General features: G+C 50.6%; 24 protein-coding genes. 11 read left to right on the top strand and 13 right to left on the bottom strand.

Translation table 11 applies throughout. The features are described 5' to 3' along the window. Positions 1 to 58 precede the first annotated feature (58 nt). From JUF22_RS03675 to JUF22_RS03700, 6 genes are all read left to right on the top strand, one after another. Positions 59 to 1,354 (top strand): sensor histidine kinase, encoded by a 1,296-nt coding sequence (locus tag JUF22_RS03675; protein ID WP_203643453.1) that lies wholly within the window; start codon positions 59 to 61, stop codon positions 1,352 to 1,354. Beyond that, positions 1,354 to 2,187 (top strand): DNA-binding domain-containing protein, encoded by an 834-nt coding sequence (locus JUF22_RS03680; RefSeq protein WP_203643455.1) that lies wholly within the window; start codon positions 1,354 to 1,356, stop codon positions 2,185 to 2,187. Before JUF22_RS03675 ends, JUF22_RS03680 begins: the two co-directional genes overlap by 1 nt. Before the next feature lie 570 nt (positions 2,188 to 2,757). Continuing rightward, complete coding sequence (locus JUF22_RS03685; RefSeq protein ID WP_203643457.1) at positions 2,758 to 3,723, top strand: serine hydrolase; 966 nt, start codon at positions 2,758 to 2,760, stop codon at positions 3,721 to 3,723. 194 nt (positions 3,724 to 3,917) lie between these two features. Then, the gene (locus JUF22_RS03690; protein WP_125763640.1) at positions 3,918 to 4,289 is read left to right on the top strand and encodes a cupredoxin domain-containing protein; all 372 of its coding nucleotides are present in this window, start codon (positions 3,918 to 3,920) and stop codon (positions 4,287 to 4,289) included. A 16-nt stretch (positions 4,290 to 4,305) separates the two neighbouring features. Further along, positions 4,306 to 4,578, top strand: a complete 273-nt coding sequence (locus JUF22_RS03695) for a cupredoxin domain-containing protein (protein WP_203643459.1) — start codon at positions 4,306 to 4,308, stop codon at positions 4,576 to 4,578. Then, positions 4,575 to 6,512, top strand: coding sequence for a copper-translocating P-type ATPase (locus tag JUF22_RS03700; protein ID WP_203643461.1), 1,938 nt, complete (start codon positions 4,575 to 4,577; stop codon positions 6,510 to 6,512). The genes JUF22_RS03695 and JUF22_RS03700 overlap by 4 nt, the downstream gene beginning before the upstream one ends. Positions 6,513 to 6,695: 183 nt before the next feature. Here the strand turns inward: JUF22_RS03700 and JUF22_RS03705 are convergent, their stop codons facing one another. The 8 genes from JUF22_RS03705 to JUF22_RS03740 all read right to left on the bottom strand — a co-directional run bounded on the left by JUF22_RS03705 (position 6,696) and on the right by JUF22_RS03740 (position 13,926). Then, complete coding sequence (locus JUF22_RS03705) at positions 6,696 to 7,166, bottom strand: glutathione peroxidase (RefSeq protein ID WP_203643463.1); 471 nt, start codon at positions 7,164 to 7,166, stop codon at positions 6,696 to 6,698. Positions 7,167 to 7,282: 116 nt separating this feature from the next. Then, the gene (locus JUF22_RS03710) at positions 7,283 to 8,002 is read right to left on the bottom strand and encodes a matrixin family metalloprotease (protein ID WP_203643471.1); all 720 of its coding nucleotides are present in this window, start codon (positions 8,000 to 8,002) and stop codon (positions 7,283 to 7,285) included. Positions 8,003 to 8,159: 157 nt separating this feature from the next. Continuing rightward, positions 8,160 to 8,612: a hypothetical protein gene (locus tag JUF22_RS03715; protein WP_203643473.1), complete on the bottom strand. Its 453-nt coding sequence runs from the start codon at positions 8,610 to 8,612 to the stop codon at positions 8,160 to 8,162. Positions 8,613 to 8,714: 102 nt separating this feature from the next. Then, complete coding sequence (locus tag JUF22_RS03720; protein ID WP_203643475.1) at positions 8,715 to 9,173, bottom strand: hypothetical protein; 459 nt, start codon at positions 9,171 to 9,173, stop codon at positions 8,715 to 8,717. Positions 9,174 to 9,312: 139 nt separating this feature from the next. Then, positions 9,313 to 10,770 carry an NCS2 family permease gene (locus tag JUF22_RS03725; RefSeq protein ID WP_203643477.1) on the bottom strand — a complete coding sequence of 486 codons (1,458 nt, stop codon included), beginning with the start codon at positions 10,768 to 10,770 and terminating at the stop codon, positions 9,313 to 9,315. A 268-nt stretch (positions 10,771 to 11,038) separates the two neighbouring features. Continuing rightward, on the bottom strand, positions 11,039 to 11,221 hold the full coding sequence (locus tag JUF22_RS03730; RefSeq protein ID WP_203643479.1) for a hypothetical protein: 183 nt from the start codon (positions 11,219 to 11,221) through the stop codon (positions 11,039 to 11,041). A gap of 133 nt (positions 11,222 to 11,354) precedes the next feature. Next, entirely contained in the window at positions 11,355 to 12,551 is a 1,197-nt protein-coding gene (locus JUF22_RS03735) for a multidrug effflux MFS transporter (RefSeq protein ID WP_203643481.1), read from the bottom strand. Positions 12,552 to 13,119: 568 nt separating this feature from the next. Continuing rightward, positions 13,120 to 13,926 carry a Cof-type HAD-IIB family hydrolase gene (locus JUF22_RS03740; protein ID WP_203643483.1) on the bottom strand — a complete coding sequence of 269 codons (807 nt, stop codon included), beginning with the start codon at positions 13,924 to 13,926 and terminating at the stop codon, positions 13,120 to 13,122. A 198-nt stretch (positions 13,927 to 14,124) separates the two neighbouring features. On the opposite strand from JUF22_RS03740, the gene JUF22_RS03745 reads away from it, so the two are divergent. The 3 genes from JUF22_RS03745 to JUF22_RS03755 all read left to right on the top strand — a co-directional run bounded on the left by JUF22_RS03745 (position 14,125) and on the right by JUF22_RS03755 (position 15,742). Further along, the gene (locus JUF22_RS03745) at positions 14,125 to 14,559 is read left to right on the top strand and encodes a DUF6978 family protein (protein WP_203643485.1); all 435 of its coding nucleotides are present in this window, start codon (positions 14,125 to 14,127) and stop codon (positions 14,557 to 14,559) included. Next, positions 14,559 to 15,341 (top strand): DUF1828 domain-containing protein, encoded by a 783-nt coding sequence (locus tag JUF22_RS03750; protein WP_203643487.1) that lies wholly within the window; start codon positions 14,559 to 14,561, stop codon positions 15,339 to 15,341. The genes JUF22_RS03745 and JUF22_RS03750 overlap by 1 nt, the downstream gene beginning before the upstream one ends. Positions 15,342 to 15,418: 77 nt before the next feature. Then, positions 15,419 to 15,742: a nuclear transport factor 2 family protein gene (locus JUF22_RS03755; RefSeq protein WP_203643488.1), complete on the top strand. Its 324-nt coding sequence runs from the start codon at positions 15,419 to 15,421 to the stop codon at positions 15,740 to 15,742. Between the two features lie 52 nt (positions 15,743 to 15,794). Here JUF22_RS03755 and JUF22_RS03760 read toward each other — a convergent pair whose 3' ends face one another. Next, positions 15,795 to 16,241 (bottom strand): DUF2798 domain-containing protein, encoded by a 447-nt coding sequence (locus tag JUF22_RS03760; RefSeq protein ID WP_236000702.1) that lies wholly within the window; start codon positions 16,239 to 16,241, stop codon positions 15,795 to 15,797. A gap of 253 nt (positions 16,242 to 16,494) precedes the next feature. Then, positions 16,495 to 17,379 carry a tyrosine-protein phosphatase gene (locus tag JUF22_RS03765; protein WP_203643492.1) on the bottom strand — a complete coding sequence of 295 codons (885 nt, stop codon included), beginning with the start codon at positions 17,377 to 17,379 and terminating at the stop codon, positions 16,495 to 16,497. A gap of 458 nt (positions 17,380 to 17,837) precedes the next feature. On the opposite strand from JUF22_RS03765, the gene JUF22_RS03770 reads away from it, so the two are divergent. Both JUF22_RS03770 and JUF22_RS03775 read left to right on the top strand, forming a co-directional pair. Further along, on the top strand, positions 17,838 to 20,975 hold the full coding sequence (locus tag JUF22_RS03770) for a KxYKxGKxW signal peptide domain-containing protein (protein ID WP_203643494.1): 3,138 nt from the start codon (positions 17,838 to 17,840) through the stop codon (positions 20,973 to 20,975). A 133-nt stretch (positions 20,976 to 21,108) separates the two neighbouring features. Beyond that, on the top strand, positions 21,109 to 21,852 hold the full coding sequence (locus JUF22_RS03775; RefSeq protein ID WP_203643496.1) for a glucose 1-dehydrogenase: 744 nt from the start codon (positions 21,109 to 21,111) through the stop codon (positions 21,850 to 21,852). 70 nt (positions 21,853 to 21,922) lie between these two features. On the opposite strand, the gene map is transcribed toward JUF22_RS03775, so the two are convergent. The 3 genes from map to JUF22_RS03790 all read right to left on the bottom strand — a co-directional run bounded on the left by map (position 21,923) and on the right by JUF22_RS03790 (position 23,489). Continuing rightward, positions 21,923 to 22,711, bottom strand: a complete 789-nt coding sequence (gene map, locus JUF22_RS03780; RefSeq protein ID WP_125763677.1) for a type I methionyl aminopeptidase — start codon at positions 22,709 to 22,711, stop codon at positions 21,923 to 21,925. Positions 22,712 to 22,821: 110 nt separating this feature from the next. Beyond that, complete coding sequence (locus tag JUF22_RS03785) at positions 22,822 to 23,163, bottom strand: cupin domain-containing protein (RefSeq protein ID WP_203643498.1); 342 nt, start codon at positions 23,161 to 23,163, stop codon at positions 22,822 to 22,824. Positions 23,164 to 23,174: 11 nt separating this feature from the next. After that, complete coding sequence (locus JUF22_RS03790; RefSeq protein WP_203643500.1) at positions 23,175 to 23,489, bottom strand: cupin domain-containing protein; 315 nt, start codon at positions 23,487 to 23,489, stop codon at positions 23,175 to 23,177. Positions 23,490 to 23,529: the final 40 nt, after the last annotated feature.

Here is a 23,529-nt window from a genome sequence, read left to right on the forward strand (position 1 = left end):
CATAGAACTTCAAAATGCTTCAAAACTTTGTTAAACTTTTTTCGAAGGAGCTCAAAATATGATGAAACAGTTCCATTTATACCGCCAGGAACGTTATCAACGCATTATCCTGGCAGCGATTTGCATTGCCTTAGCCTCGCAGGTAAATTTTCAAACCTACGCCCCCGGCTTCATTATTACGCTGTCCGTTTTCATTTTGCCGGTCATCCTGTACTTCAATAGCGACCTGAATCCGATTCAGTTGTTGGTCGCGGTTACGATTGCCTCACCGATTTTCAGAGGCCTGTTGCTATTCATTGGCCACGCCGTTGATCCGTATGACAACGTCATCTACATCCTCGCGGACATGGCGTTCTACATGTGTTACGGCATTCTCTACTACTTCTTGTACTGGCGCAAAACGGAGCGGACCAACACCACCTTTTTCCTCACCATCGTGCTCTGTGACTACCTTTCCAACCTCTTAGAAGTTAGCTTGCTAACCGATTTCTCCCATTATACATACAGACTTTTTCAGATTTTATTTATCGCCGCACTGGTCCGCAGCATTGTCAGTTGTCTCTTGGCCTTTCTCTACCATTACTTTAAACTGATGTTACGGGACGAAAAACACGAGCAACGCTACTATCATTTCATCTGGGTGGCCTCGGCTGTAAACAGCGAAGTTTATTTCATGCGCAAGAACATCAGTGAAATCGAGAACGTCATGAAGAACGCCTACCTCTTGAATCAGGACCTCCAGCACACGGATATCGACAAGGCCGAGCAGGATAAAGCCTTACAGATTGCCCGCGACGTGCATGAAATTAAGAAAGACTACCAAAACGTGATTCGGGGACTGGGCGATTACTTCAATGACGATGAAGATACCGCCATGCAACTGTCAGACATTTTAACAATTACGACTTCCTACATCCGAGAATCCATCAAGGCCAAGTTCCCGCACGTGACCATCGAGGTCCACAACCACGTGGATCTCGTCATTCCCAACCACTATTACGTCGTATCCATCCTGTCCAATCTGATTTTTAACAGCGTGGACGCCATGGAAAATCAGCCTTCCGGAACCGTCGTCGTGAGCGCCATCGACCGCGGCAACCACATCATCCTGAACGTCAGTGACAACGCCAGCGGCATGGACCAGGAAACGCTGTCGATGATCTTTCAGCCCGGCTTCACCACTAAGTTCAACGAGAACGGTGACGTCTACCGGGGCATTGGCCTGTCGCACGTGAAGATCATTGCCCAGGAACAGTTTGACGGCGACATCAACGTGACATCCGAACTCGGCAAAGGCACCAATTTTGAAGTGACCCTCAGTAAGAAACGCTTAGAGCAGGAGGAAGAAGCCTAATGAATTTCTACATTGTTGACGACGACCCCTCGATTCCGATGATTTTACGTCAAATTTTGGAAAAGAACCCCGATAACACAGTGGTCGGCATCGCCCACGACGCGAAGAAGGCCCTGTCAGACATCATGATCATGGACGTCAACATCGTGCTGGCGGACCTCTTGATGCCGGGTATTTCCGGTATCGACCTGATCAAACAGCTCAAGGACCTGAAGCCCGACCTGCGTTCCATCATGATTTCTCAGGTCAAGGACAGCGACTTGCGGGCCCAAGCCTACGAGGCCGGCATTGAGTTCTTCATTGATAAGCCCATCAACGTGATCGAAGTGAAAACGGTGGTCGAGAAGGTCGCCCAGAGCGTCCAAATGGCCACGAAGCTCAACAACATTCAATCGCTAGTCGGTGGCGGGGCCATCACCGCTGCCCCCGTGGTTGACCAACATCAACACCAAAAGGAAAAGATTCTCTCGATTCTGCGGTTTCTGGGAATCACCTCGGAGGCCGGTTCATCAGACATCTTGGCAATTGCCCAGGTCATGCTCGACCAAAACATCAGTTTCCGTGACATCGACTTCAACGCCACCTACCACATCGACGACCGCGAAAAGAAAATCATGTTCCAACGCATCCGCCGCGCCATCAAGACCGGCCTGACTAACCTCGCCAACATCAGTCTAGACGGCATGGGCGACGAAATCGTCGTCGAATACGCCAACACCCTCTACGAATACAAGAACGTCCGCAGCGAAATGCTCCTACTAGAGGGCACCCGGACTACCGGCGGGAAGACTTCTTTGAAGCGGTTCTTTGATGGGTTGGTACAAGAGGTTTAGAGTGCGGAGCAGGGCGCCTAACTGGCGAGCATTAACGGCGTAACGGGAATGCCCCCGGGCCTGGGGCATTTTCGTTACGGTGTTAAGCGGAACCAGTTGCCCTGCGTAGCACGTTTCAGAGGCCGCAAGGACCAGGATTATTCCGCGAAGAACCAATCAAACGACCTAAGAAAGTAAAAAACTAACGGCAAATCCTAGACCCGAGCCAATGCGGTTAAGCGCAGGAACCTGGCTCTCGTAGCACGTTTCGGAGGCCGCAAGTATCGGGATTGTTCCAGGACGAACTAGTCAAACGACCTAGGAAAGTAGAAAATCAATGGCAAATCCCAGACCTGAATCCAACCGGCTAAACACAGACTTACACTCCACAAAACACACCCTTGAACTTAACAAGCATCCCCAAATCCAACACCCCAAAAAGAATGGCCCCCACCATTCTTTTTTAATCCCGACACAACCCCAACAATTACCTACCGTTATTTTCACGTGTACGCCATCGATATTTGAGCGTATAATTAAAAACATTAATTAGTTAGCCAGACAAACCCTAAAGAAGTGAGATAGATGCCCATGAAACACGCGAAACGCCTTCCCCTCAAAGACCTGCTGGTCAAATACCGCATCGTTGTCATGATTGGCGCCATTGTGGTCCTTGGTTTTACTGGCATCTTCAGTGTGCAAGCACGGCAAAAACAAGCCACGCCTCACGTCCAAGCCGATAAGCCGGCAACCAGTCGGCAGATCAGTGCCCAACAACGGCACGTCAAACGACAACTACATACCTACTTTAAAAAGCTCACCGCCGATGGCACCACCAGCATCACCTTCTACAACTTGGGTGTCACCAAGGGGAGTCAATCGGCTAAGTCAGCCGTCGCCAATCGGTTTTACAAATCCGGTAAGCTAGCCACGTCGGCCAATGCCCATACGCCAGAGGTTACCGCCAGCACCTACAAGATCTACATCGCGGCCTACCTCTTCCACCTGAGCAGCCAACAGGCCTACACCTGGACGCCGACGAATCAGGACGGTTTCCACCGAATGATTGTGAACAGCGACAACGACTTTCCCGAAGGTATCCTCGATACGTACGGCCTCGCCGGCATCAATGAATTTCTCAGTAGCGAGGGCCTCTACGCTCCCACCTTTGTCATGAACCAGGAATCGATGACGACGGCCGCCAGCCTGCAGAAGATGCTGCTTAAATTGGCACGGGCGGATGCGCCATTTAATAACGCCCATAATCGTCAATGGCTGCTATCCCTAATGAAGCAACAAGTTTACCGTGACGGGATTCCCGCCGGAGCGGCCGCCGCAACCAAGGGCACCCTCGTGGCGGACAAGGTCGGCTGGTTAGCCGATACCAACAACGACGCCGGCATCGTCACCCTACCCAATGGGCAACGCTACGTGCTGGTCATCATGACCCACGGCCACGGTCAAACCGGCTTCACTGGTTTCCCCCGGATGGCCAAAATTACCAAGCACGTGCAGAAGCTCGTGTACAATCCGCAATTGGTTAAAAATTTAGAATAGGCTTTTCTGAACGAGCAATCGCTGTACGACCGGCGATCTGCTCGCTTTTTTGTCCCCTTGGTGCCGCAATATTCCCCAACAAATATGTAATCTTGGCATACCGATTTTTTATCGTTGACAAACGTAAACGATGGCGGTATGCTTAATTCATCAATTAAGGATTACAGATGTAAACATAAAAGGAGATCGCTCTCATGACAAAAATTTTAGTGCTTATCGTTGCCTTATTACTCATCGGATTTATCGCTTGGTGGTTCTTCGGCAAGCACACCACCGCCGCAGTTGACGCCGCCGTGACTGGTTCCAGCCAGGACGTGGGCGTTGAAGTCAGCGGTGGGTACTCCCCCAGCACCGTGGTTTTGAAGAAGGGCGTACCCGCCACGCTCACGTTTAACCGGAAGGACCCCTCCAGTTGTTTAGAACAGGTCGTCTTCCCCGACTTCGGCATCAACGAATTTTTACCGCAAAATGAAGCGCACGTGATTCCCATCGACACCAGCAAGCCTGGCGAATACGATTACGCGTGCGGCATGAACATGTTCCACGGCAAGGTTATTATTAAATAAATCGGAGGTCTTCATCATGACAAACAAACAATCAGCAACGGTCATCGTCAACGGCGGCTACTCCCCAGCAGAAGTCGTGCTCACCCAAGGCGTCCCCGCCGAACTCACTTTCAAACGCATCAACGACGCCGGCTGTCTGGACCAAGTTCATTCCGAGAGTCTGAACTTCAGCGAAGACCTCCCTTTAAACGAGGCCCGCACCGTCACCATCGACACCAGCAAGGCCGGCGAGTTTCCGTTCAGCTGTGGGATGGACATGTTCTTCGGAAAGGTGGTCGTTCACCCATGAGTATTAAAAATCGGTTCGTCTTCTCACTCATCCTGTCCTTACCCCTATTAATTGAAATGTTTACCACCCCACTGGGCATCATGTTGCCCGGCGGTGTCTGGACCATGTTCTTTCTCACCACGGCGGTCATGGCCGTTTCGGCGGGCCCCTTCATCGAGAGTGCCTGGGCCGCCTTTCGCCACCACCACGCCAACATGGATACCCTGGTCGCCATCGGGACGACTACCGCCTACCTGTACAGTTTCTACGCGATGTTAGCCGGCAAGGACGTCTTCTTTGAAAGTGCCGCCTTCGTGGTTACCCTGATCTTACTGGGTCAATATTTCGAAGAGAAAATGAAGCACTCCGCGTCTGGCGCCGTCAGCAAGTTAGTCGACTTGCAGGCCAAGGACGCCGAGGTCATGCGCGACGGCCAACTGGTCAAGGTTCCCCTGGCCGAAGTCGCTGTCGGTGACATCATTCGCGTCCGTCCCGGCCAAAAGATTGCCGTCGACGGCGTTATCACCGAAGGTACCTCGACCATCGACGAATCCATGGTCACCGGTGAAAGCATGCCCGTCACCAAGAAGGCTGGCGACCACGTCATCGGCGCCACCATGAACAGCAACGGGACCTTCATGTTCAAGGCCAGCAAGGTCGGCAACGACACCCTGCTTTCCCAAATCGTGGAAATGGTCAAGAAGGCTCAGACTAGTCACGCACCGATTCAAAAGTCCGTGGATAAAGTCGCTGATATCTTTGTCCCTGCCGTCTTGATTGTGGCCATCGCCACCTTTACCATCTGGTACGTCTTCATCGGCGCTTCCCTGGTCACGGCCATGCTCTTCGCCGTTTCCGTCGTCATCATCGCTTGCCCGTGTGCGTTAGGGATTGCGACGCCAACTGCCTTAATGGTAGGAACCGGCCGCAGTGCCAAGATGGGTATCCTGATCAAAAATGGGGAAGTCCTCGAAGCGGCCAACCACGTTAAGACGGTCGTTTTCGACAAGACTGGGACCATTACCGAGGGTCATCCCCAGGTCACGGACATTGTCGGCGACGAAGCCACGGTCTTACGGGTGGCTGCTAACCTTGAAGTTTCCTCAGAACATCCCCTGGCCGCTGCCATTTTGGACAAGGCCAAGGCTGAAAAAGTTGACGTCACCGCTGCTGAAAACTTCCAAGCCATCGAAGGTAAAGGGGTTCAGGCCACGGTTGACGGCCAACAAGCCTTTATTGGGAATGATAAATTAATCGCCGATTACAAATTAGACGCCACGCTGAGTGACCGCATGGCCCAGCTACAAAGCGAAGCCAAAACCGTGGTTCTCGTGGGCATCGCCGACCAAATCATTGGGTTGATTGCCATTCAAGATGCGCCAAAGGCCAGTTCCGCTGGTGCCATGGCTGCGCTTAAAGCGCGCGGGTTACGGACGGTCATGTTGACCGGTGATAACCAACGGGTCGCCGAAGCCATTGCGGCCGAAGTGGGCATCGACACGGTCATCGCCGACGTGTTGCCTGGCGACAAGGCTGACCACGTGAAGCAGCTTCAGGCCGAGGGGCCAGTTGCCTTCGTGGGTGACGGTATCAACGACGCCCCCGCCTTAACCACCGCCGACGTCGGAATCGCCATGGGTTCCGGGACCGATATCGCCATCGAATCTGGTGGGATCGTCCTGGTTAAGAATGACCTGATGGACGTGGTCCGGGCCCTTGAACTCAGCAAGAAGACCTTCAACCGAATCAAGTTGAACCTGTTCTGGGCCTTCATCTACAACACGTTGGGGATTCCCGTTGCCGCTGGGGTCTTCGCCGTCTTCGGCCTGGCTTTGAATCCTGAAATTGCTGGCCTGGGCATGGCCTTGAGTTCCCTGTCCGTCGTCGCCAGCTCCCTGTTGTTGAATAAGTCAAAATTAACGTCAACGCCGGCGACTGACGCCCACGTTGCCTAAACCGGAGGGATTTCTCATGGATGAAAAATTTTGGAGTAAAAGCACGCGGTTAACCGCCATCGCCGCCGTTGTCTACCTCATCGTAGCCACGGGCGTTGGCATGTTGATCATGAATCACTAATTTTAGCCAAACGAAAACCGTTGTCATCAGCGCCTGTGAGCGTTGGTGGCAACGGTTTTTGATTACTTTTGGAGAGCTGTAAGAATATCGGGTTCCACCTTCTCGGGCGTGGTAATTGGGGCGTAGCGGTCGATCAGCTGGCCATCGCGGCCAATTAGAAACTTGGTGAAGTTCCATTTGATCCGACCGTGACCCGCGGTGGCCTTGAGGTAGGTGAACAGTGGGTCCTCGTCATCCCCGTTGACCGCAATCTTTTTGGTCATGGGAAAGGTGACCCCGTAATGCATCTGGCAGAAGTCGCTGGTGGCGGCGTCAGTCGCTAACTCCTGATGGAATTGATTGGAGGGCAGGCCGAGAACTTCAAGGCCCTGCTCATGGTACTTGCGGTAGAGCGCCTCAATCCCTTCTAGCTGGGGTGCGAGGCCACATTTACTGGCGGTGTTCACAATCAACAGCACCTTGCCCTGATAGTCCTTGAAGTCAATGGTCTGGCCACTCATTTCCGTTTCGGTAAACTCATAAATCGTTGCCATAGAACAGCATCCCTTCTCTTTGTGTGCTTAATGTTTAGCTTTCGAATTAATTGCGTACAAATCAATTATACATCATCAAGTTCACATTAGCCCGCAATCAGATGACCAGCGTTGACCTAGTCCTTGTCATAGATGGCCCGCAGGCTGGCTAAATCCGCCGTGGACAGTTGCGTCTTGCCATGATCCAACGGTGTCATGACGGAAGACTTGTCCGAACTGTGGTCCAGGCCCAGCGCGTGCCCCAACTCGTGGACGGCAACGGAGTGTTTGAACGCGTGCGGATAGGTGGCGTTGAGTTTGGCCGTAGCCGTGTTGGTCGTCAAGATGCCCCGCCAACTGATACGCTGCGTAATTTGGGGACCCCCGTGGCCGTACTCGATAGTCGTCTGGCCCTTGGGCTCGCGTTTGTGATAGGTGCCAAAGGTGATCTGGTTGGTCTTGGAACTCCCGGTGCCCGCTACCAGCTGAACGATGCCGGTCTGATCGTAGACATCGACGGCGTAGGTAAAGACCTCACGTACCTTCTCCGGCGTGTTCTTGGCAAAATGATAGTAGTATTTCTTCTGGAGTAAGAGTCCCTGCATAGCCTCTTCTACTGGCGTCTCGTCCGCTCCGGTCTGGGTGGTGCCGTCACTGGTGTTGCGCAGGATATAACCACTCGCCTGATAATTACCGGACTGACTCTGACTCGTAGCCGACTGTGCCTTGCCCGTCAGTGTGGCCACAATTGCCGCGCGGTAATAGGTGAACTGGGTCAACAGCGGCTGCCAATTGACAGCGATAAAAACGACGATTCCCAAAACAATGGCAAGTAACAAACGTCTGACAATTTTCACAGCGCAATCTTCCCTTCGACTCTCTTCTGCCCCGACAATGTTTCCAATTAAGTTGATTCTAGGCTATCTAGTTGTGGGGCGCAACTAGATTGACCTAATAATTTCTGGGCACACCGATTGGGTGAAAAAAGCCCGCCGGAAGCGGACTTTTAGTGATTTATTTATAGTAAACGTGACCGTAAGTTGGGTGCTTATTAGGTGAGGTTTGAACGCTTTCACCGGTCTGCTTGTAGCCGTACCACTGAGCCTTGTAGGACTTGTGCTTGCGGTTGGTCTTGCTGACCTTGAACTTGTAATAGTTCACCAACTTGCCATGGGTCCAGCCCATTTCGTGCCCCTTGATGTAGTAAACGTGACTGCCCTTCTTGTGTTGATACGTCATGTTCTTATTCGTAACAAATGGCAACAACAAGGCGTTGGATTTGATCGTAAACCAAGGATAATAGTCTAAAGCCTTATCCTTTTTCGGATCAACCCACTTGCCCCGCAAAACCTTCGGCGTCCCCTTGTGCCAAGTCGCGGCATTGGCGGATTGGGTGGTGCTGGCGCCAATGGCTAATCCAGCAACAACGGCTAAAGCAGTGGTTCCTACTTTCAACATGTTCTTCATGAAAAGCCCTCCCAGGGTGAATTATTTGCTTTTACAAGGTTAATCATACATCAAGGAAATCAAATTGAACATAAGTAATTTTGGGGCACATCTTTTAGCACTTTACTTGTAGAAGTAGTGACCGTACTTGGCCTTCTTTGCCTGGTAATCTTGGCCGTTCCCTCTCTGCTTGTAAATGTAGAACTTAACTTTATGGGACTTATGTTTCCGTGTGGTCTTACTTAATTTAAATCGGTAATAGTTGACCAGCTTGCCGTGGCTGTACATCGTTTCGTGGCCTCTAACGTCATAGATATGACTCCCCTTTTTGTGACGGTAGTGCAGGTGCTTGTTGATGACTGGATCGATGCCACTCTCGCTCAACTCCTTAGGCTTAACGATAATGAAAGGATAATAATTTAAGACTGCCTCCTTCTTACCGTCCGTCCACTTTCCCCGCAGTGCTTTCGGCGTTCCCCGATGCCAGGTTGCCGCACTAGCATTTTGGGTGGTATTCCCTCCAATTGCCAATCCCATTGCCAACGCAACGACCGTCATACCTAATCTCATTTGTGACTTCATACAATTCCTCCAGTGGATTAATTTAACAAATTAATTGTACACCTCAAAAATAGGTTGAACACGGGAAAACGTGAGAAAAGGTCTGCATTAAAAAAACGCCGAACAGCCGTAGCCATTCAACGTCGCATTTCAAATTAGGTTAAACCAAAGCCAGTACCGTAAAGTTAATCACAAACAGAATCGAAACGATCCAGATCAACGGGTGAACGTCCTTCGCCTTCCCCAGGACCACCTTGACGATGCAGTAGAAAATGAAACCAGCCGCAATCCCATAGGTAATGTTGTAGGCAAAGGCCATGATGAACGTGGTCATGAAGGCCGGAATCGCCTCATTCAAATCGTGCCACGGAATCTTGCTGAGGGAGCTCATCATCATGATTCCCACTAGAATCAAGGATGGTGCAATGGCTGCCGTCGGAATGATCGACAGTAACGGTGAAGCCAGGGAGCTGGCCAAGAATAGCACGGCGACTACAACACTGGTTAACCCCGTCCGGCCACCGGCCCCAATCCCCGCGGAGCTTTCCACGTAGGTCGTCAGGTTAGACGTCCCAAAGATGGAGCCAACGCCGGTCGCAATCGAATCGGCAAATAAAGCCTTGTCCAGCTTTGATTTAAACCCGGGTTGGCTTTCCAGCTCAAGCTCCCGTTTGCCGGAGAAAATTCCGGTCTGCCGGCCAGTCCCAATGAAGGTCCCCAGGGAGTCGAAGGTGTCGGACAAACTGAACGATAGAATCGTCATCAGGACTAGGATAACCCGATTATGCTCCGCAAATAATGAGCCCATCCCCTCATGGGAAAAGGCCGCCAGGAAGGTCGTTCCCAGCTGATGAACCGACGCACCAAATGAAAAGCCACTGGCCAAATGCAGGTTGGTGACCCCCATGGGAATCCCAATGATGGTCGTCGTTAAGATGCCAATCAGGAGGGCACCCGGCACCTTGCGAACTTTAAAGATGACCGTAATGACCAGACCAATCAAGGCCAGCACCAATGATGGTGAGTTAAAGACCTGGAGCGCCGGCACAATGCCGCCACCCGTGACGACTGAGCCGATGCCTTGGCCAAACGCCTTTTGCGTGGCGTCAAAGGCCTTGCCGTTAATTGACACGATGTTGCTGGCATCGCTGGTAAATTGGAGAAAGTTCGCGTTTTTCAGTCCCACGTAGGCAATGAACGCTCCAATCCCCCCGCTGATGGCCAGCTGGAGGTTAATCGGAATCGCTGAGATCAGCATTTTCCGAATCTTGGTAGCGGTGATAATGATATTAATAATGCCACAGAAGAAAACCAGCGCCAATGCCTGTTGCCAACTGAAACCCAGTCCCATAACGACGGTGTAGGTGAAGAAGGCATTCAGCCCCATCCCGGGTGCCAGCGCATAGGGCACGTTGGCAAAGAGGCCCATGACCAGTGTCCCGACGACAGAAGCAATAATTGTTGCGAGAAAGACTGCTTGCTGCGGCATTCCCGTTTGCCCCAAGATGGTGGGGTTCACAAATAAGATATAGGACATGGCAAAGAAGGTCGTGACGCCGGCCGCAACTTCAGTGCCGGCAGTGGTCCCCGATTCCTTAAGTTTGAAGAATTTATCCACAATCGATTCCTCCTATGAAATCCGAACATTAAAATAATTATAAACGATAAACGTTAACTATTACATTCATGACTATACCAGATTCAGGCTAAAAAAGATAGTAAAAGATAATTTAACGAACTTTGACTGATTCATCACCAACTGATTCTATTCTAGTCATCGCGCCCAATCGTCCCCAGTCGCTCGCTAACGTTGGCACGTTCACTTAATTATTCCGAGAAAACCAAAAGGCTAACAATCGTCCTGATTGCTAGCCCCGTTTATGCTGTCACCGCACGCTATGTTCCGCGTCCTGTCGCAGCTTCTGTAAATCGCGATCACTGACCCGCAGCTTGACCTCCCCGGTAGTCAAATCAACGTCGGCCACCACCTCAACTGTCTTCGGCGCGACGCTCTCCCGTTTGAGCTTTAAGGGACCAGTGAACGCCACCGTTGCCAATCTTTTCTGCACGTTGCTACGCCTCCTCACTAAACTTCGGCACCAGTATATCACCGGCATACCGCGGTTTCTGGCCGGACGTCTTACAAATTTATTTATAAAAATGCCCCGCATTGGTCAACAGACCAACTGCGGGGCACCCCAATTATTCTTCTTGCATAGAGACTTGTGACGACCGCTGGACCAGGCAAACGAACCCGACCAGCATGCCACTACATAAGACCAACACGTACCACGGCAGCGTTTCAACGGCCCCGTTGTGGAGCCAACTCATGCCGTAGGTCAAAGCGCTGACCATTAAATAATAGCCGAGACTGAACCAGCCACTGGCACTGCCCATCACGGCTTCGTACCCCACCAGCGCGCGATTCAAGGCGTTGGGCAAAGTCACGTTGAGCCCGAGAAAGGTGAGAAACACAAACGCTAATAAGAGGCCCGCGTGATCCAAGTAAGCGGCGCCCACTAGCCCCGCACTGGCAACGACACTGAATAACAAGCCGCCGAGGGCCACCTGTTCCGGTGTTATCCAATTCAGTAGCCAGTTGACCAGCACGGCACCGAGTAGACTGGCACTGGCTAGAATCAACCCTAGCCAACCGTATTGCACGGCGGAGTAGCCAAAATGGCTGATAAAGATGAACGGTGCTTCGGCATAGTAACTAAACAATACGCCATTGATACCACCGATTAACAAGCCGTAACCCCAAACGACCGGATCTGTCAGTAAGTGCCGTAGCAGGGCCATTTGATTGACCCGTTTGACCTTTGTCGTCACCGGCTGTGTTTCGGGTAAACAGGTCCCCGCATACAACCCAACGGCCACGGCCATCGCGACCAGCGTGCCAAAGACGCTGCGGTAGCCAAAGTAGGTCTGCATAATTCCCCCAATTAGGGGACCCAGCGCTGGGGCTAAGGCCATGGCGGCACTGGTGTGGGCAAAAACTTTGGCTCCGGTCAGTCCACTGAAGCTTTCTCGCATAATGGTCTGGGTCACGACGGAACCAGCGCTGGCGCCAAACGCCTGAACCAACCGGCTACCAATCAGCCAACCAAAAGTTGGACTCAGCATCAGTCCCAGGTTTCCAGCCAAGTAGACGGCAATCCCCGCCAGCATGGCCGGACGCCGCCCCCATTTGTCAGCCAGTTGGCCCCAAATCAGGACACCGACGGCAAAGGCGACGAAGTACGTACTCATGGTTAACTGTGCCCGGTTGGCGCTCACGCTAAAGGCGCGCTGAAGCTGCGGTAACACCGGGGTGAAGATGGATTCGCTGATCTGGGGAAATCCCACCAGCGCAATGATCAATCCCAAGGAAGGGACTGTTTGACGGACGTTTTTCAAGATTTTTCTCCTTTATAAAGTTAATCTAGGGAAAAACGTCCTTGTCCGTTTGCGGGGACACACGCCATTAATTTATCGATACTCATGGGTTGTCACCCCTCTCTGTTGAATGTTTCCCTACTTTACGGGATTCCAAGTGTTCTGTCAAGACGCGTAAATGGCTGACGCGTATGACATATTGCCAAATAAAAAAGAGATTGCAGCATCAGCCACAACCTCATTAACAGTTTAAAATTCAAGTGAACAATGTTACCCAACAAAGACTGACCAAGGAACTAAATCCGTGTCAGCCACAGGGCTGGTAAAAATTGGGCCAGTCATAGGAGTGACCAGGGCGCGCCATCACCACTAACAGCTGACGAAGGAATTAAACCCGTGTCAGCCGCAGGGCTGGTGAAAATGGGCTCAGCCGTGGGAGTTGCCTTAGCGGGTTTCCCGCTTAGGCAACTGCTATCTTTGAGACTCGGTTCTTGAGGCTCAAAGTAAGTCTGGAGACCGCTTCTCAGGCTCCAGACGTGCGCCCACAGCGCCACGGCCCATTTTCACCAGCCGAAGGCGATGTCAGAAACTAAAGGATAAATTCCTGAATCGCGTCTGCTACGCCGGACTCGTAGTCATGCGGCGTCACAAACTTAGCAACGCGCTTAACCTCATCAATCCCGTTAGCCACGGAGACGGGCATCCCCACCTTCGTCAGCATGCCCAGGTCATTGGCGTTGTCACCAATTGCCATAATTTCGTCGGCACCAACGCCCAGCTTGCGTCCGAGGTCCAGAATCGCGGTCCCCTTGTCGACGCCGGCATGATTGACTTCCATATAGATACCGGAAGAATAGGTACAGTTGATTTCGTCAAACGCGGCGGTGATGGCTTGGAAAACGTTCTGGCGAACACCCAAGTCAGGGTTCATGACGATGACTTTCATGATTCGATCATTTTCAAACTGGTCAAAGGACCCGGTTAGCTCGTCAAAGGTCACGCCACGCGTCTTGAGGTAAGCCATGTCATCTGCCCGAGGCCGATAGATGTACAAGTGGTCCAGCGTATAGACGTGGATGTCGACGTCGAACTGCGTCATGATTTCAAACGTCTTTTTCGCTTCCGCAAACGGCATTTGATTGCTGACAATAACCTGATTGTCTTGGTTTTCCACGACCACGCCACCGTTGTAAGACACGACGTACTCGCCCGGCTTTTGGTACAGGCCAAGTTGTTTCAACAGGTTTTGCACCGTCAAAAAGCTCCGGCCGGTGTTGGGCACAAATTTAACGCCCTTGGCCGAGGCCGCCGCAATCGCGTCGATGTTAGCCTGAGAAATAGTGCCATCCTTCCGCAGTAGCGTTTCGTCTAAATCGCTGGTGATAATCTTGTACAAGGTAATCCGCTCCCTCTGTGGTTTAGGTTTAGTGTACCATGGGATGGGCAATAGGTATAGGCCAATCACGCAACTTGATGTTTTTTGAATATAACCACCTACAACAACTTCGTTAGTCAAATCATTACCTCCGCCCCTCCGTACATGCTATGATGAGGTGATATTAAATGGCCGCCAATACAGAGGGGAAGCAACCACATGGAGACTGACCAACTGACTTCAGCAGATATTGAGATTCTAATTACTGCGATAAAATATTTTGTGACTCATCCCGAATTGTATCCCCTAGTCTCCGGTAAGTTCAGGCGAACTGAGGTTATCGTCGACAAGTTGCATAACTTAGGCTATAAGCTTCAAATTTACCGCGGAAATATTGAAAACAAATACAGCTTGCACATCCGTTTTTCTACTGATAATCAGCAGGTCCTCAGGCTCTGCATCAATGGTTCTCGCCACCATAACCAAGACGGGACACTCGTTGGTCGTAGTCACGTTCACGTCTACCGACCGGAGAATCAAGAGAGTTACGCTCACGCCCTAACTGCTTTTCCCTTCATTGAAAATGACAATCTAACTACCGCTATCACCAAATTCGTTGCCTACATCAATCTAAAGTTAGCAGGTGTTGCCTAATGCTTAATGCACATTCATTGAACCAAGATTATTTATCTTGGCTAGACTCGAATACCACCTTTGAACAGCTCGGTCCGGGAACCGTTCGCATTGACAGTCCCTTCACCGACGCAATTGATGATGAGATTGTCATGTATGCCCTGCAACAGTCAGACAACATGATTCTCCTCACAGATGATGGTTGGACGCTCAATAATTTGGCCGCACATGGCATTACCTTCTCGCGACCATCCCACCGTCAAAAACTATTCCACAACCAGTTAGTTGCTTATGGCGTTCAGCTTAGTGATGGCGACCTCGTCGTTCACAGTGACCGTCGTCATTTTGCTGAAGCGAAGCACCGTTTACTTCAGGCAATTCTGTTCATCAATGACATGTTCACCTTAGCACCAACCGAAGCCGCTCCAATTTTTCTAGAAGATGTTGCCCATTTTCTGACGGAAAATAACATTCGGACCAATCAAAACATGGCCTATGTTGGCGAAAGTGGCCTGATCCATAAATTTGATTTTTCTATTCCCGGGATCAACCAAATTCCCGCCAAGCTCATCAAAGTCTTGAGTAGCGCCAACAATTCCTTACTAGCTAAAGCCACGTTAGCTGATATTGAGCAAACACGGCCAATTGTTCCTGGACCAACTAAGTTCTACGTTTTTTTGAATGACACGCCTAGCAAGCACAAGTCCATCAATCCAGATATTTTGAGTCTGTTTCGCCTAAATCAAATCGTCCCACTACTCTATTCACGCCGAACAAACTACCTCACTGATTTAACCCGTTAATATAGCTAACCCACAAGTGTTGACCCCCACCAGGAGAAGTGGTTAACTAAATTCAACTTGAGGAGGCACCACACACTATGACAATTCCGACTGTGATCACGAATTTTATCACCACCACTAATAACGCTGATTCAACTGGCTTCGTCGCCCTTTTCACCGCCGACGCTGTCCTGAATGATTGGGGTACCGAATACCACGGCCCCAGTGGCATTGCGAAATGGAATCAAACCGATAACATCGGCAAGCAATCCCACTTCGAACTCGTCGATGCCACCCAAAATGACAACGGCAGCTGGACGGTCAACCTAACCGTTAGTGGCAACGGCTTTAACGGCACCAGCCCCTTCCAAATGACGGTTGTGGGTGAACAGTTACAAAGTGTTCAAATCTTGCCAGATTAACCAACAAACGCCCGTCACCTGTTTTTTTTAGCAGGTAGCGAGCGTTTTTTGTTTAGGACAATTGTGAGGGGGTGGTTACCTGACCACGGTGTAGCCAAGCCATGGCACTCCGCGCAATTGGTTGGGCGATAAAGGCCTCCACAACCAAGGCAATCGTGTAGTTACGGGGCCATTTGGCAAAGAAATGGATGATGGGATCGAGGGTCACGCTACTAGTCCCAATCCAGGTACCCAGAATCGTCAGGACCAAGGACATCAAAAAGACGTTGCACATCGCTGTAATCAGCATGGCCGAGCGAAAACTGGCATTTTCACCTAAAAAGTAACTTGCTAGCTTATTGGCAGGCTGTTGCGTGAGCACAACCAGGATGATCACGCTGATCCATAGCAAGGGCAACTGATGGAAAACCATTTCCCAGTGACTCAGTGAGAAGCCGACTTCGAGGACGGTAATGACGGGCGCAATCAGATTGACCGAAATCAGCGAGATAATTGCCATAAATAAAACTGTTTCCTTCAGATTCTGGGGTAATCGTTGTTGAAATTCCAAAAAATAAACACTCCTTCAAAGTTTAGTGGTAAAAAATCAGCACGCCGACTCCCTCCACAAAATGAGGGTGTCGGCGTGCTGATTAATTATACGCACTATTAAGTTGTGTTTAGTTTAGCATTTGCTTTCAGGAAAAGTCAAAGGGAAATTTGACCGAATCTGTAAAAAGTTCTCTCAAGATCCATCAATCTAGCTCCACTGTTTATTTCAGGTAAAGCCTCTGCAGCTTCGTTTGATCTGCCTTTGTCAGTCCTAAGCCCTTTTGCAGGTACTTGTCTACTGACCCATACTTCTTGTTGATGGCGGAGAAGGCCGCGTTCAGATAGGACTTCTTGACACTCATCATGTCAGTCATCATCTTAATGGTGGCGGCGTCTGCGCCCTTATCTTTCAATTGTTGAATGGCAACCTTGTTGCTGGCAGCCAGGTATTTGTTCGATAACAAATAGTCGTTCATAACCGTCTTACGGTTTACACCTAAGGCAGTCAAGACTAAGGCCGTCCCGACACCCGTCCGGTCCTTGCCGGCAGTACAGTGCCAAAGCACTGCTTGGCCCTTGGGGTTCTTCAACAGTACCTTGAACATTTTCCTGTAGGCCGTCTGTCCCTGCTTGGTCATGACCATAGCCTTGTAGCCGTCTTGCATGACCTTGTTGCCATCCTTGCTAGTCAGGGAAAACTGTTGGGAAACATCCTTCACGACCGGGTCGAACACGTAGTTCACGCCTGACATTTTCACATCGGGATCCTTGGCGGCCTCTGCCTTGGAGCGTAAATCAATATCAGTCCGGACGTGGTAAGTCTTCTTCAGCTTCTGAACGTCCGCCTTGGTCAGCTTGTTTAAGGCCGCTGCCCGCAACAGCATGTGAGCCTTGACCGTCTTACCCGTCTTGGTCCGGTAGCCGCCTAGGTCACGAACATTGACGGCGCCTTTCAGCTTGATCTGTGAACCGGCCTTGGTGCTGGCACTAGTCGTCACCGCGTGCGTAGCCGCTTGAACGGGTGTGGCCACTACCTGGGCACCCAACCCCAGCGTGACCAGCAAAGTTCCCAACGAAAGGCCTAACCGTAACTTAGATTTCAACATAATCTACCTCCTAATTTTTACTCCGAAATCAGGATAACAAGCTACTGTAGATTTTTGATGTAAATGCTGTAAAGGTCTTGTAGTCGTCTGATTACAATTTTTATAATCAGTGCCACTGTCAATTCCGTTACTTTTTTTAAAATCTGAGAAGTCACAGTCCATTGACTTTTCAGCCCCTTTTCAGGCATTTTTGCTTAAAGTGAAAAGGGTCACACAAAGGTAATAGGTAACTGCCATTTTCCGCGTCATAACAGCTATCGGTGTATTTTTAATCTATTATTTAGCCGACAGCTAAACCGGCAACAGGGGTAATCGGTTTCCCCAATTAACTACCATTTAATATAACTGTTTTATGTTATTATTAAACTATCAATGAAACACACGACCGCGTCCGTTTTCTCGGATCTGCTTCTGACATCCCCTGCCACGGCCACTGTGTAGGATAGGAGCAGACTCTTATGAAACAAGCACACACACCGACCACGACCAAGGTCCATTACAAGCTTTACAAGGCTGGAAAATTCTGGCTAGTTGGCACGCTGGCCACGGTATCTTTGGTGGCTGGTCTGGCAGTTACCAACTCTGCTCAGGCAGATACGACTGCAACCACTAATTCAGACGCAACAGACAGTTCAGTTGAATCGGAAACGAGTTCTACCGACAGCAAGGCTGTTGTTCTTCCGAAATCAACGGATTCTTCAACTACCAAGTCCGACACCGATGACACCAAGACTAGCGAAGCCGATGAAACGACCACTCCCACAACTAGTAAGGGAACTGATTCATCTGCTAACGGAACTAGTGAACAGGACTCAAATAGTTCTGACTTAACTAATTCAAAGAACACTACGCAGAATTCAGAAACTGAGTCTCCCGCAAACGCTACTGCTACAAGTACCTCTAGCGTTCAATCAACCACACAATCTTTAAATACCAGCAAGGTTAATAACACGCCTGCTGACTCATCAACTAGTACAAACACTTTAAAGATTCCAGCACAAACAGGCAAATCTTCCGCCGTTCTGGCTTCCAGTGGCCTAACTGTGAAGAAGTCTGTCGATTCACTAATGAAGCTGCGGTTAGCGCCAGCCTCCCTTGCGCACACAGCTGTTACGCCTGTCGTCGAATCCGATAATACTGACGCAACAACCACTGATAGTAGCTTCACTCTTGGCAGATTATCTAACTTTTATTTGAACTTACAAGGAAGCTACCTGCCATATAATTATTATGCCCCAGCTAAGTTATATCCTTATGTCTCCGACCACTGGACTGCTGGTCAGAAACTTTTTAACTTCTACGTTATTCTGCCCGTATCAATCACCTCTACTGTTGATAACATGCAAGCTGGTGCCGATAAATACGTGGCTGATTTGACTAACGACGGCTACGTCTCAATTGATTCATTATCGGTTTCTGAGCTTGCCCCTACGACAGATGGGCGCCAAGTCTTCTATTTCCAACCAGATGCTAATGCTCATTTAATTGAGCCCGATATGCGGCTTGTTAGTGGGCCTAGCGGGCAACCTGGACAACCTGCTTTAACAGCAATAGTTCAAACTACTGATGATACTGCCATTAAAGGCATTACGGCCAATAATGGTGCCACTAACAGTGATGGCACTCGTGTCACGACCATAAGTAATGATGTTATTTTAGCGGGGATTGGTGCTAATAAAGACGCGTATCCTACCGACCCCGACTACACAGTTTTCTCAACTGATGGCCTATCATCAAATACTGCGTATCCTGATCAATACGTCGTTGGGATGACCAATGATCGCTACATCAAAACCCCCACCTATGCTTTCATCAAAGTTATCGACTACTATAGAGTGTATGAAACTGGAACGACGACTAATGCTACGTCGTATAATGCCCCTATCACCGTTGCAACCGGGGTAGCTGGCAGTAGTTACAATCCTGCTGATAAGACTTCTGACCCGAAAGCATCAACCGACCCTGCTACATTCTTCTCAAGAAGATACTCCTTGGCACCTGACAGTGTCAAAACACTCGACATGAAGCCACAGACGTACTGGATACCAAGTTTACGCTACGTTGGCACCTCAGATGCCATCAGTGATGATGCTGTTTTGCCAGAACAATCAACTTTCGCGCTTACCAGCATGATTTCAAACGCATCTACTGTTAATGGTAAAACGTTCGTGTACTACATCGACACCATCAAGACCAGTATATCCCCGACAGCACCCGCAGTAACGATTCCCGCTGCCACTGGCACATGGAATCCACTTTCTAAAGAACATCTTAATTTCACTTCCCCAACAGGACTTGATTATGCTGACTCATCTAAACTTACAACAAGCGAAGGTAATCTGACTGTCAAAATAGATTTCACGCCTAAAGGGAACGCGACTAGCAGTCTAGTATCTAAGGTTGACACCTCAAAGGCGGGGACTTATGTTGTCACCTACAGCTACAAAGATGCTCAAGGCAATGTCACAGGAACTGATGCGGCACCCATCTCAACCACTATCACGATTACTAATTCAGCTAGCATCAGCACTAGTTCTCAGCCAACTGAACTAATCGTGGGCCAAAACTGGGACCCCAATACTGTCGTCAACTTAACAGACATCGATGGACAGCCACTCACACCATCCGCAAGCAACCTAAAAGTTACTTCCGTGAAGAATCCTGATGAAAGTCTCGGTAGTACGGTCAATACAGATGTTCCAGGAACTTACACCGTCACCTATACGTATACGGACTCAGCAGGAACAGGCCACCCTGCGACTGCTACGGTTAAGGTGACAAGTAAGAGTAAACTCGTCGCACAAAATACGAATACAACTGCTGGCGTAAAGTGGTCACCAGCAGAGGCTATCACCTCATTAACCGCTGCAAATGGCACTCCAGTCACACCAACCGACTCAGATATCACCGTTACCAACGCAGACGGTTCTTCAGTCGATACCAGTAAGCCCGGCACCTACAACGTCATCTACCACTATACCGACCCGACTACAAAACTGGATGTCGTCTCTGACCCGGTCACGTTGACCATCGACCCTGCCCCAACCACTGGTGGTTCCGGCACCAACACCGGCACAACCACGCCGGACAACGGTGAAACGCCAACCACACCGACAACGCCTGTCAAGCCAACTAATCCAGTCAAAACGACGAAACCAGCGAAGACGGTTCATCCTGTGACGCCAGTCACTGTCAAGGGAGTTGCAATCAAGGATCCGCCAATCAGAGCCATCGGTGAGCCACAGTACACCCCAGGCATTCAGACGGGCGTTACCGTCAACACTTCACCCCTTTCCGGTGGTGAAGCTGCCGCGGCTCTGGAAAATCAGAACGGCCAAGCTAATCCGGCAACCGTGTTATCACAGGCCCAAGCCGACCAGTTAGCCGCTGAACGAGCGACTGCGCGTGAGGCCGCGGCTCGCAACGCCAACGCTAACAACGCCAACCAACAGAACCAGCAAAAACAACTGGCTGGCGGCACTAACGCCACCACGTTGCCACAAACCAATGACCAACCCGCTACCTGGATCGCCCAACTCGGCGTCCTCCTACTGGGATTGGCCAGCGCACTGGGTTTCCGGCGCAAACGTAACTAATTTTACACACACGAAACGCGTGACCCTAGCCCTATTCGGCTGTGGTCACGCGTTTTTTGACGGTTGGCTTACGTGCGTCCACCCCATTGTGATAACATAAACTTAAGGTCTAAAATTTTAGGAGGTCTTGGGTATGACGGATCGTTTACAGAATAAAACCGCGTTGATTACCGGGGGTGCCGGTGGCATTGGGATTGGCATTGCAAAATGTTACCTGCGTGAAGGTGCACGGATTATTTTGACGGATTTGAATGAAAGCGCTGCCGAGAAAGACTTGGTTCAGGCCAACGACCAGGCGTCATTTGTGAAGCAGGACGTCACCAGCGAGGACACCTGGCAGGCCATTATCGGTGACATCACGGCCAAGTATGGTCAGCTGGATATTTTGGTCAACTGTGCGGGGATTTTGCCCGAAATGAAGCCGCTTGATGAGATTACGCTCAGCAAATGGCAACGCGTTATCGATATCAATTTGACCGGGAACTTTCTGGGGATGAAGCACGCCATTAAGGCAATGAAGGCCCATGGCGGCTCAATCATCGACATTTCTTCCATTGCCGGCATGGTCGCCAGTCCCCTGATTTCGTCCTACTCCGCTTCCAAGGGTGGCACCCGCATGCTGACCAAGGCCGCCGCCATCGACGCCACGACCAAGGGCTACAACATCCGCGTCAACTCCGTTCATCCCGGCGTCATCAACACGCCCATGACCAGTGGCCCCAGCGACCAAGTGGCGCAGGTCTCCGCGGCGATTCCGATGAAGCGTGTCGGTCAGCCCCAGGACATTGGTGAAATCTGTGTCTACTTAGGTTCAGATGAATCCAACTACGTGACCGGGTCCGAATTCACCGTTGATGGTGGGTATACCGCTGTTTAATTTCGCAAATATTTCCAACTAAAAAACGACTAAAAAAGGACCGACTCCCCACAGGAATCGGTCCTTTCGCTTACTTCAACAAGTATTTCGCATCCAGTTCATGGTCAAATGACGTCAAAATCTTCGGCCCGTCATCCGTGATCACGATGGTGTGCTCGTACTGGCAACTCAGACTGCCATCGACCGTGCGGATGGTCCAGCCATCATCGGCGGGCGCGCTGCATTCCTCGCTACCCACGTTGATCATGGGTTCGATGGTGATGGTCATCCCCGCCTTCAACCGGGTACCGTGACCGGGACGCCCATAGTGGGGCACGTCTGGGTCTTCGTGCATGGTCGGCCCAATGCCGTGACCGATGTAATCGCGCACCACGCCGTAGCCCAATTGGTTTTCCGCGTAGTCCTGAATGGCAAAGCCAATATCGCCGATACGGTTGCCGACAACGGCCTGGTCGATACCCTTGTACAGGGCCTTCAGCGTCACGTCCATTAATTTTTCAACCTCGGCGGATGGCTTGCCCACGACGAACGCGTGGCAGGCATCGCTCAGGTAGCCGTCGTAGTCGATGACCGTGTCCATTTTGATCAAGTCGCCCTCGTGAACCAGAATATCCTTGCTGGGGCAACCGTGGCAGATCATGTCGTTGACGCTGACACAGGTCGAGTACTTGTAGCCCTCAAAGTTGAGCTCGCCCGGAGTAGCGCCGTGACCGACGATGTATTCATAGGAAAAGTGGTCGATGTCCCAGGTGGTGATGCCGGGCTTGATGTAGTCTTCCAGCTCGTGGAAGAGGCCGACCAGAATGTCACCAGCCGCCTGCATCCCCGCAATTTCGCGTTGTGATTTTAATGCTATCATGTTGTTCCTCCTGATGGTTTGATTGCTCTTTTTAGTATACCCCAAACCACACGAAAAGCGTGCGTCAAAAATCAGGTAGCCGACGCACGCTTGGTTGTTTTTAACATCTGTTACTTTGTCTGCGGCTTCACAACCACCAGTAACATCTGGAAACCTTCCACGGCGTATAGGGAATGGCGGGCGTTGGCGGGAATCACCAGCGAATGGCCAGCGGGTACCGTAAACTTCTGGTCCTCAATCGTGACCTCGGCTACCCCACTTAAAATATTGAGCATGGCGTCCCCGGTCGCGGAATGACCGCCAATCTCCTGGTCGGTCGCCACGGAAAACAGGGTAATGCCAAGGTCGTCGCGTTGGACCAGGGTCCGACTGTTCACTTGGTCCTCATCCAACGGAATCTGTTCGCGTAAATCCAAAACCTCGCGTGGGCTCAACTTGTTAACAAATGCCATAATTTTTCCTCCTACTTCGTTTCCATCTGAATAAACTGACAACGTTCTTCAGCAACGTAGCTGTGCGCTGTGCCGGCGGGAATCACCAGCAGTTCACCTGACGCCACCGTTTCTGCATGGTCCGCCAGCTGAACCGTCAGCGTGCCGTCCAACACCTGAACCAGCTTGGTGCGGTCGGACTGTTCACTACTGATGCTCTCGCCGGCCGCAATGGCATAGGCCACAAATGGCAATTGAATCCCTAACTTGCGGCTGAGGGCCTTGCTAGCAATCTGCTGGTCGCGGTACTGAATCAGTTGGTGTAACGCAATTTTAGTTGTGCTCATATGTGCTTACTTCCTTAACACTATTTTTTGAAACCGATAT

It is taken from the genome of Levilactobacillus lanxiensis (assembly GCF_016861655.1).
In the GTDB taxonomy this organism is placed as follows: Bacteria; Bacillota; Bacilli; order Lactobacillales; family Lactobacillaceae; genus Levilactobacillus; species Levilactobacillus lanxiensis.

Bases quoted from the DNA above. Each gene is read 5' to 3' on its own strand.
- JUF22_RS03675 (WP_203643453.1), top strand. From the start codon at position 59: ATGATGAAACAGTTCCATTTATACCGCCAGGAACGTTATCAACGCATT.
- JUF22_RS03680 (WP_203643455.1), top strand. From the start codon at position 1,354: ATGAATTTCTACATTGTTGACGACGACCCCTCGATTCCGATGATTTTA.
- JUF22_RS03685 (WP_203643457.1), top strand. From the start codon at position 2,758: ATGAAACACGCGAAACGCCTTCCCCTCAAAGACCTGCTGGTCAAATAC.
- JUF22_RS03690 (WP_125763640.1), top strand. From the start codon at position 3,918: ATGACAAAAATTTTAGTGCTTATCGTTGCCTTATTACTCATCGGATTT.
- JUF22_RS03695 (WP_203643459.1), top strand. From the start codon at position 4,306: ATGACAAACAAACAATCAGCAACGGTCATCGTCAACGGCGGCTACTCC.
- JUF22_RS03700 (WP_203643461.1), top strand. From the start codon at position 4,575: ATGAGTATTAAAAATCGGTTCGTCTTCTCACTCATCCTGTCCTTACCC.
- JUF22_RS03705 (WP_203643463.1), bottom strand. From the start codon at position 7,166: ATGGCAACGATTTATGAGTTTACCGAAACGGAAATGAGTGGCCAGACC.
- JUF22_RS03715 (WP_203643473.1), bottom strand. From the start codon at position 8,612: ATGAAGAACATGTTGAAAGTAGGAACCACTGCTTTAGCCGTTGTTGCT.
- JUF22_RS03720 (WP_203643475.1), bottom strand. From the start codon at position 9,173: ATGAAGTCACAAATGAGATTAGGTATGACGGTCGTTGCGTTGGCAATG.
- JUF22_RS03745 (WP_203643485.1), top strand. From the start codon at position 14,125: ATGGAGACTGACCAACTGACTTCAGCAGATATTGAGATTCTAATTACT.
- JUF22_RS03750 (WP_203643487.1), top strand. From the start codon at position 14,559: ATGCTTAATGCACATTCATTGAACCAAGATTATTTATCTTGGCTAGAC.
- JUF22_RS03755 (WP_203643488.1), top strand. From the start codon at position 15,419: ATGACAATTCCGACTGTGATCACGAATTTTATCACCACCACTAATAAC.
- JUF22_RS03760 (WP_236000702.1), bottom strand. From the start codon at position 16,241: ATGGCAATTATCTCGCTGATTTCGGTCAATCTGATTGCGCCCGTCATT.
- JUF22_RS03765 (WP_203643492.1), bottom strand. From the start codon at position 17,379: ATGTTGAAATCTAAGTTACGGTTAGGCCTTTCGTTGGGAACTTTGCTG.
- JUF22_RS03770 (WP_203643494.1), top strand. From the start codon at position 17,838: ATGAAACAAGCACACACACCGACCACGACCAAGGTCCATTACAAGCTT.
- JUF22_RS03775 (WP_203643496.1), top strand. From the start codon at position 21,109: ATGACGGATCGTTTACAGAATAAAACCGCGTTGATTACCGGGGGTGCC.
- map (WP_125763677.1), bottom strand. From the start codon at position 22,711: ATGATAGCATTAAAATCACAACGCGAAATTGCGGGGATGCAGGCGGCT.
- JUF22_RS03785 (WP_203643498.1), bottom strand. From the start codon at position 23,163: ATGGCATTTGTTAACAAGTTGAGCCCACGCGAGGTTTTGGATTTACGC.
- JUF22_RS03790 (WP_203643500.1), bottom strand. From the start codon at position 23,489: ATGAGCACAACTAAAATTGCGTTACACCAACTGATTCAGTACCGCGAC.